An 8108-nucleotide genomic window follows, 5' to 3' on the forward strand; every position below is an offset into this window, starting at 1 on the left:
TAGGAATGGAACGGCTCAGGACAACGATCGCATCGTCTGCGGTCGCGATGGCGCTTTTCTGCGCCGTCGGGTCGAATCCCGTTCTGTCCCAAGGCCTTAACCAGGCGCTCAGTGCGCAGGCCAAGCCCGCGACCGGCGAGGATCGGCTCCTCGTCGACGCCAAGGAAATCATCTACGACAACGACAAGAACACCATCGCGGCCTCAGGCGACGTGCAGCTCAATTATCAGGGCCGCACCCTCCAGGCCGACCGGGTGACCTATGACCGGAATACCGGTCGGGTCTATGCCCAGGGCAACGCCAAGCTCACGGACGAAAAAGGCGCGGTGCTGAACGCCGACCGATTCGAGCTCACCGACGATTTCAAGAGCGGCTTCATCGATTCGTTGCGGCTCGTGCAGACCTCGATCGACAACGGCCGTAGCGTCACCACCCGATTCTCGGCGCCCCGGGCCGAGCGTTCCGCCGGTGAAACAACGGTTTTCGAACGTGGCACCTACACCGCCTGCGAGCCGTGCAAGGATCAGCCGGAAAAGCCCCCCCTGTGGCAGGTCAAGGCCGCCAGGATTATCCACAACAACAGCGAGCAGACGATCTATTACGAAGACGCCACGATGGAAGTCTTCGGGGTCCCTGTCGCGTACCTGCCCTATTTCTGGACTCCCGATCCGACGGTCAAACGCAAGACGGGCTTTCTTGCGCCCAATTATGTGATTTCCAGCTCGCTCGGTGCCGGCGCCTCGATCCCGTTCTTCTGGGCCCTCGCACCGAATTACGACCTGACCATCAACCCGACCATCCTGAGCCGCCAGGGCGTTCTGGGCGAGGTCGAATGGCGGCATCGCCTCGAGACCGGCGCCTATAACGTCCGTGCCGCCGGCATCATCCAGCACGACAGCAGCGCATTTCTCAAATCGCCTTACGGCGCAGGCGACCGCGATCATCGCGGCTCGCTCGAATCGACCGGCCTTTTCCACATCAACGAGCGGTGGAAATGGGGTTGGGACGTGGCGCTCCTGTCGGACAAGTGGTTCCTGCAGAATTACCGCATCAAGAGCGAAAGCCTGAGCTCGATCTACATCAAGGAATCGATCTCGACGCTCTACCTGCAGGGTCAGGGCGACCGGTCGTTCTTCGATGTCCGCGGCTATTACTTCCAGGGCCTGTCCACGACCGACTGGCAGAAGCAGCAGCCCGTCGTGCACCCGGTGCTGGACTACAACAAGCGCATCACGCCGGCCGGAATCGGCGGCGAATTGTCGATCGACGTGAACGTCACGAGCCTCTCGCGGCAGGCCGCGCAATACGAGCAGATTCCGATCCGGACCACGTCCCTGTTCGGATTGTACGAGACCTGCTCGGTGTTCGAGCCCGGCGAATGCCTGGTTCGCGGCATGAGCGGCAACACCTCCCGCGCCTCCGTGAATGTTTCGTGGCGGCGCGAGTTCATCGACCCGGTCGGACAGGTCTGGACGCCGTTCGCCTACCTGAAGGGCGATATCTACGCGGTGTCACCCGATCTGACCGGCTATCAGAACAACGAGCTGACGAACTTCATCAACGGCAATGACGAAGTCGATTTCCGCGGCATGCCGGCCGTCGGACTGGAATACCGCTTCCCCTTCGTGGGCGCGCTCGGGACGTCCGGCACGCAGACGATCGAGCCCATCGCGCAGATCATCGCGCGTCCCAACGAGACGCTGATCGGCAAGGTTCCGAACGAGGATGCGCAGAGCCTCGTCTTCGAGGACACCTCGCTCTTCGATTGGGACAAGTTCAGCGGCTACGATCGCTCCGAAGGCGGCGTTCGCGCCAATGTGGGCGTGCAATACACGATCACCGGCGCGGATGATTTCTACGCCAACCTGTTGTTCGGCCAGTCCTATCAGGTCGCCGGCCGCAACTCGTTCTCCCAGCCGGATCTGGTCAATACGGGCCTCGATTCCGGCCTCGATTCCGGCAGCTCGGATTATGTGGGTCGTTTCCAGATTTCTCCGAACTCCAATTTCTCCTTCGTGACCCGCGGGCGGTTCGACCAAAATCACTTTGGCCTGAACCGGCTTGAGACCGGCGTGACGATGAACTTCAACCCGTACCTGCCGGTCAGCACCTCGTTGACCTATGCCCGCTATGCCGCCCAGCCCGAGATCGGCTTCAGCCGCCGCCGCGAAGGCCTGGCAGCCTCCGCGCGCTGGAACGTGACGCCCAACTGGTACATTTCAGGATCGGTGCTACTCGATCTCGACCGCTACCTGCTCGCCCGCGAAACCTACGCCGTCCAATACGCCGCCAATCCGAACACTGCGGTCTACGCCGGCACGAACAAGGCCTATGTCACGGGCATGAGCGTCGGCCTCGGCTATATCGACGAATGCACGACCTTCTCGGTCAGCTATTCGGTCTCTCCCCGGGATATCGCCGTGACGTCCGGCGAGAAGGACCGGAACCAGACGGTCATGCTCCGTCTCGAACTCCGCACGCTCGGCGAAGTCGGCATCAACCAGAACATCGGCGATAGCGCTTCCGCGTCGGAAGGCGTTGCCGCTCAGTGATGCGCGAGAGGCACGCTCCGCTGCTTCTCCTGACCCAGGGTGACCCGGCCGGCATCGGGCCGGAACTGACCCTGAAAGCCTGGATGCAGCGGCTCGATCTCGGCATCCCGCCTTTCGCCGTGCTCACCGACCCCGCCTATCTGGCCGGCATCGCCCGGTCGTTCGGCTGGAACGTTCCCATGAAGGTCGTCGCGGTGGACGAAGCCGCAGCGGCCTTCGGAAAGGCCCTGCCGGTCATCCCCCTCTCCCACTCCGTGACCGCCGAGCCCGGCAAACCCGACTCGTCGTATGCGGCATCCGTCATCGAATCGATCGAGAGAGCGGTCCGGCTCGTGGTCGATGGGCACGCCGACGCCCTCGTGACCAACCCGATCTCGAAGCATGTGCTCTACGAGGCCGGTTTTGCCCATCCGGGCCATACGGAATTTCTGGCGACACTCAGCGGCCCCGTCGCGGGCCATCCTGCTCACCCGGTCATGATGCTGTGGAGCAAGGATCTCGCGGTGGTGCCGGTGACGGTTCACATCCCGCTCACCGCCGTCGCGTCATCCCTGACCACGGATCTCATCGTCCGCACCGGCCGCATCGTCGCCCGGGAGCTGACGGAACGGTTCGGCGTCGCCCATCCGCGATTGGCTGTCGCGGGATTGAACCCGCACGCGGGTGAGAACGGCGCCATGGGCACGGAGGACGGCGACCTCATCCTGCCCGCAATTCATATGCTGCGCGCGGCAGGGATCAACGCCGTCGGGCCGCTTCCCGCCGACACCATGTTCCACGCGCGGGCGCGCAGGCAATACGACGCGGCCCTCGCCATGTATCACGATCAGGCCCTGATCCCGATCAAGACGCTGGCATTCGACGAGGCCGTGAATGTCACTCTCGGCCTGCCCTTCGTGCGGACCTCTCCCGATCACGGCACCGCCTTCGACATCGCCGGCAAAGGTGTGGCGCATCCCGACAGCCTGGTCGCCGCGATGAAGCTCGCGGCGCGCCTGACCCGCCGACCCATCGCATGAGCCAGATCGACGATCTTCCGCCCTTGCGCGACGTGGTGCGGAATCATGGCCTCCTCGCCAAGAAGTCGCTCGGCCAGAACTTCCTCTTCGACCTCAACCTCACGAGCCGCATCGCCCGCTCGGCCGGACCGCTCGAGGATTCGACCGTCATCGAGGTCGGGCCGGGCCCCGGCGGATTGACGCGCGCCATACTGGCAGCCGGCGCCCGGAAGGTCATCGCGATCGAACGGGACCCGCGCTGCCTGCCGGCTCTTGCTGAAATCGCCGCCCATTATCCCGGCCGGCTCGAGGTGGTGGAAGCAGATGCGCTGGAATTCGATCCGCGTTCGCTTGCGGGAAGCGACCCGGTCCGCATCATTTCCAATCTGCCCTACAACGTCGGAACCGCCCTGCTCACCGGCTGGCTCGCAACCGACGCCTGGCCGCCCTGGTGGCAATCGCTGACACTGATGTTCCAGCGCGAGGTGGCGGAGCGCATCGTGGCGGACGAAAGCGAGCCCAAGGATTACGGCCGCCTCGGCGTGCTCTGCGGCTGGCGGACGGAGGCGCGCATTCTGTTCGACGTGCCGCCCTCCGCCTTCGTACCGCCGCCGAAAATCATGTCGAGCGTCGTACAGCTGACGCCGCGTGAACAGCCTCTTCCCTGCCGGCTCAAGGCGCTGGAAGCGGTCACGCGGGCAGCGTTTGGGCAGCGGCGCAAAATGCTGCGCCAGAGCCTGAAATCGATTGCGCCGCAGCCGGCCGCCATCCTTGCCGAAGCGGGATTGCTCGAAACGAGCCGCGCCGAGGAGGTGCCGGTCGAAGGCTTTGTGGCCTTGGCCAATGCGTGGGACCGCAGTCGCGGCGGCTAACTCAAGCTCTACTCAACCGCTGCCGCGAGAAGCGTGTCGACGAAGCCTCCCATGTCGATCTGGCGCTCCCGCTTGAGACGCTCCGCGGCCAGAATGGATTTGAGATCGCCGAAGGTGCGGTCGAGGTCGTCATTGACGAGCACGTAATCGTAGGATTCCCACTGGGCGATTTCCTCGCGGGCATTCCGCAGGCGCCGGGCGATGACCTCGGGGACGTCCTCCGCGCGGCGTTCGAGCCGTGCCTTCAGTTCCTCCATCGACGGGGGAAGTATGAAGACGCTGACCACGTCGGCGCGCATCTTCTCGACGATCTGCTTCGTGCCTTGCCAATCGATGTCGAACATCACGTCTTCGCCGCGTGCAAGCGCCTGTTCGACCGGTTTGCGCGGCGTGCCGTAATAATTGCCGTGGACCTGCGCCCATTCGAGCAGATCGCCGCGATCCCGCATATCCTCGAAATCCGTGACGCTGTCGGTGAAGTTGTAATGCACGCCATTGATCTCGGACGGGCGCTTGTGGCGTGTCGTGACCGAGATCGACAGGCGGATCCCGCGATCCTCCCGCACCAGATTGCGCGTCAGGGTGGATTTGCCCGCGCCCGACGGCGAGGACAGGATCAGGAGCAGACCACGCCGCTTCAGGGGCATCATTTTCGACTCCATCACTCGACGTTTTGAACCTGTTCGCGGAATTGCTCGATAACCGCTTTCAGTTCAAGCCCGATCCGCGACAGGGAGACGTCGTTGGCCTTTGCGCACAGGGTATTGGCCTCGCGGCCGAATTCCTGCGCCAGAAAATCGAGCCTCCGCCCGATCGGCCCGCCTTCATCGAGCAGGCTCCGTGCCGAGTCCACATGCGCCCGCAGGCGGTCGAGCTCCTCGCGGATATCGGCGCGTGCCGCTATCAGCACCGCCTCCTGATGAAGCCGATCCGGATCGAGCGCCGCCTTCCCGTCGAATAGCTGCGCGATCTGCGCCTCAAGGCGCGTGCGGATCGCCTCGGGCTGGCGCGCAGGCGAGGCTTCCGCGTCCTCGACCAGCGAAGAAACGAGGCCCAGTTGCTGCCGCAGGACCGCCGCCAGCGCCTGGCCTTCGCGCGAGCGCGCGTCCTTCAGGGCGGCAATCAGCGCGGTAACGGCAGCCTTGAGGGCCGGCGCCAGTTCGGCGTCCTGCGCAGGCTCGATGGTACCCTCGTCCAACTCCACCACGCCGCGGATCGACAGCAACCCGTCGAGGGAGGCGGGCTGCACCGTGGAGGGCAATTCGAGCGTCCCGACGGCCTCCAGCAAGGACTTCAGAACATCGGTATTGACGCGGAGCCTCGGCGCCGCCGAAGTCTTGCTGACGGCCAGGCTCAGTTGCCCCTGCCCGCGCGTCAGGGCCTTCAGGATGAGGCTGCGGGCCTCTTCGCCCACCGCGTCGAGACCAGGAGGCGTGCGCACACGAACTTCGAGCCCGCGACCGTTCACGGTCTTGATTTCCCAGGCCCATTGGTAAGGGCCGGTAATACCGGCTTCGCGGGCGAAACCGGTCATGCTCGCAATCGACATGCGGAGAACCTCGGATGGTTTTAAAAAAGAGGGCGCGACCATAATCCGCCCTTGGATCGCTCACAAGCAGCGGGGCGTGTCCCTGCGAGGGCCACGGAGCAGAGATCAGGGCTGCTTCAAAGCCGGAACGTTTTTTGGCGTCGTGAGGTCGAAGGACTTGTTCTTGAGCGGGTCCTTGTCGGTTCCCTCGCTGGCGTCGAAGCCGCGGGGACGCCCGCCGCGCAGCGGAGCGTCCTGCGCCAGCGTTCCCGCGGGCGAAAGCTGGGTGCGGGTGTCGGCCTCCGGATCGATCCGGTCGACCGCATTCGGGTCGGGGGCCGCCTTCGTCTTTTCGAGCTGCCGCCAGCGCGCGACGTTGCGCTGGTGCTGGTCGTAGGTTTCCGCGAAAGCGTGACCGCCGGAGCCGTCGGCGACGAAATACAGGTCCTTGGTGCGCGACGGGTTGGCGACCGCTTCAAGGGCAGCGCGGCCGGGATTGGCGATCGGCCCGGGCGGCAGGCCCTCGATCACATAGGTGTTGTAAGGCGTCGCCGTCTCGATCTCGCTGCGCATGATCCCGCGACCGAGGGTGCCTTTGCCGCCGACGAGGCCGTACACGATGGTGGGATCGGATTGCAGCTTCATGCGCTTCATGAGCCGGTTGATGAAAACGCCGGCAACACGGGTGCGCTCATCGGCGCGGCCGGTTTCCTTCTCGACGATCGAGGCGAGGATCACGAGTTCCTGCGCCGTCTTGACCGGCAGTTCCGGCGACCGCCGCTGCCAGATCTGCGCGAGGGTCTGCCGGTGGGCTGCCTGCATCGCGTTGATGAATTGCTGGCGGGTCATGCCGCGTTCGAACTTGTAGGTATCGGGCAGCACCGTGCCCTCGCGGGGCGTCTCGGCGACCTCGCCGGTGAGAACCTCGTTCTCGAACAGGCGCGACAGGATCTGCTCGCTCGTCAGCCCCTCGGGGATCGTCAGCGAATGCAGGATCGCCTTGCCCTCGACCAGGGTGTCGATGGCCGATTCGATGCTGGCTCCGGCCTTGAACTGGAACTCGCCGGCCTTCAGAGGCCCGCGGCGGCGGTTGAAGAGCGCGTACGTCTCGAACAGCAGCGGCTGGGTGATGACGCCCTCCCGCTCCAGGATATCGGCAATTTCACTGGTGCCCGTATTGCGCGGGATGACCACGACCTTGTCGGCCGCCAGAGGTCCCTTGGCGGTCACCTCGCGCTCCAGCACGCTGAACCCGAACACCAGCGCCACCGCGATGGCGACGAAAAGCGTCAGCAGGCCGCTCGCGACGGACAGCATTCCTCCGCGCTTGCGGCGGAGGCGCGGGGGCGGAGGCGGCGCCGCCATGGGCTTGATCGCCTCGCTGGGTGAGCGCGGTGAAAGGCGCGGCTGCTGGTCGTCCTGCTGCATCTCGGGCGAGTTGAGAAGGGTGTGTTTTTTTCTGCCGAACATCACTGCGCTTTTCTTGTGCCGGCAAGGCGTTGCCGTCTGTTGAACACCCTAAGGGGGATTATGGCGAAAAGCCGTAACGTGCCTCCGTCTGCCTCAAGATACACGCCGGAATACCAGCGAAGCGTTGGTGCCCCCAAATCCGAACGAGTTCGAGAGGGCAACATTCACGTCCTTTCGCTTCGCCGTGTGCGGAACGAGATCGATGGGCGTTTCGACCGAAGGGTTGTCGAGGTTCAGGGTCGGGGGAACGATGCCGTCCCGGATAGCGAGTATCGAGAAGATCGCCTCGACGGCGCCTGCCGCACCGAGAAGATGGCCGATGGCCGATTTGGTCGACGACATGGTGAGCTTGCCGGCCGCATTGCCGACCACCCGTTCGACCGCCTTGAGCTCCAGTTCGTCGCCGAGCGGGGTCGAAGTCCCGTGGGCGTTGACGTAATCGATCTCTGAGGCGGAGATGCCCGCGCGCTTGATGGCAGCCGACATGCAGCGGAAGGCGCCGTCGCCATCCTCCGCCGGGGACGTGATGTGGAAAGCATCGCCCGACAAACCGTAGCCGATGACCTCGGCATAGATCTTCGCGCCGCGGGCCTTGGCGTGTTCGTATTCCTCGAGCACCACCACGCCGGCGCCCTCGCCCATCACGAAGCCGTCGCGGTCCTGATCGTAGGGGCGGGAGGCTCGGGTG

At 64.6% G+C, this 8108-nt stretch carries 7 protein-coding genes; 3 read left to right on the top strand and 4 right to left on the bottom strand.

The genetic code is table 11. The features are described from left to right. Positions 1-5 precede the first annotated feature (5 nt). Genes FEZ63_RS12850 through rsmA form a run of 3 tightly spaced genes read left to right on the top strand, consistent with a single transcriptional unit; the run spans position 6 to position 4422 of the window. The gene (locus FEZ63_RS12850; protein WP_150945028.1) at positions 6-2552 is read left to right on the top strand and encodes an LPS-assembly protein LptD; all 2547 of its coding nucleotides are present in this window, start codon (positions 6-8) and stop codon (positions 2550-2552) included. Continuing rightward, positions 2552-3571, top strand: coding sequence for a 4-hydroxythreonine-4-phosphate dehydrogenase PdxA (pdxA, locus tag FEZ63_RS12855; protein WP_150945030.1), 1020 nt, complete (start codon positions 2552-2554; stop codon positions 3569-3571). The genes FEZ63_RS12850 and pdxA overlap by 1 nt, the downstream gene beginning before the upstream one ends. Further along, on the top strand, positions 3568-4422 hold the full coding sequence (rsmA, locus tag FEZ63_RS12860) for a 16S rRNA (adenine(1518)-N(6)/adenine(1519)-N(6))-dimethyltransferase RsmA (protein WP_150945033.1): 855 nt from the start codon (positions 3568-3570) through the stop codon (positions 4420-4422). Before pdxA ends, rsmA begins: the two co-directional genes overlap by 4 nt. An 8-nt stretch (positions 4423-4430) precedes the next feature. On the opposite strand, the gene gmk is transcribed toward rsmA, so the two are convergent. From gmk to FEZ63_RS12880, 4 genes are all read right to left on the bottom strand, one after another. Then, on the bottom strand, positions 4431-5072 hold the full coding sequence (gmk, locus tag FEZ63_RS12865) for a guanylate kinase (protein ID WP_244622785.1): 642 nt from the start codon (positions 5070-5072) through the stop codon (positions 4431-4433). Between the two features lie 11 nt (positions 5073-5083). Beyond that, complete coding sequence (locus tag FEZ63_RS12870) at positions 5084-5971, bottom strand: YicC/YloC family endoribonuclease (RefSeq protein WP_150945035.1); 888 nt, start codon at positions 5969-5971, stop codon at positions 5084-5086. A 105-nt stretch (positions 5972-6076) separates the two neighbouring features. Further along, on the bottom strand, positions 6077-7420 hold the full coding sequence (mltG, locus tag FEZ63_RS12875; protein ID WP_150945037.1) for an endolytic transglycosylase MltG: 1344 nt from the start codon (positions 7418-7420) through the stop codon (positions 6077-6079). Between the two features lie 93 nt (positions 7421-7513). Continuing rightward, positions 7514-8108 (bottom strand): beta-ketoacyl synthase N-terminal-like domain-containing protein (locus tag FEZ63_RS12880; protein WP_275552345.1); only part of this gene is annotated, 595 nt, incomplete at its 5' end.

Origin of the sequence: Microvirga brassicacearum (assembly GCF_008757455.1) — a bacterium.
Classification (GTDB): Bacteria; Pseudomonadota; Alphaproteobacteria; order Rhizobiales; family Beijerinckiaceae; genus Microvirga; species Microvirga brassicacearum.

Bases quoted from the DNA above. Each gene is read 5' to 3' on its own strand.
- gmk (WP_244622785.1), bottom strand. From the start codon at position 5,072: ATGATGCCCCTGAAGCGGCGTGGTCTGCTCCTGATCCTGTCCTCGCCG.
- pdxA (WP_150945030.1), top strand. From the start codon at position 2,552: ATGCGCGAGAGGCACGCTCCGCTGCTTCTCCTGACCCAGGGTGACCCG.
- rsmA (WP_150945033.1), top strand. From the start codon at position 3,568: ATGAGCCAGATCGACGATCTTCCGCCCTTGCGCGACGTGGTGCGGAAT.
- FEZ63_RS12870 (WP_150945035.1), bottom strand. From the start codon at position 5,971: ATGTCGATTGCGAGCATGACCGGTTTCGCCCGCGAAGCCGGTATTACC.
- FEZ63_RS12850 (WP_150945028.1), top strand. From the start codon at position 6: ATGGAACGGCTCAGGACAACGATCGCATCGTCTGCGGTCGCGATGGCG.
- mltG (WP_150945037.1), bottom strand. From the start codon at position 7,420: ATGTTCGGCAGAAAAAAACACACCCTTCTCAACTCGCCCGAGATGCAG.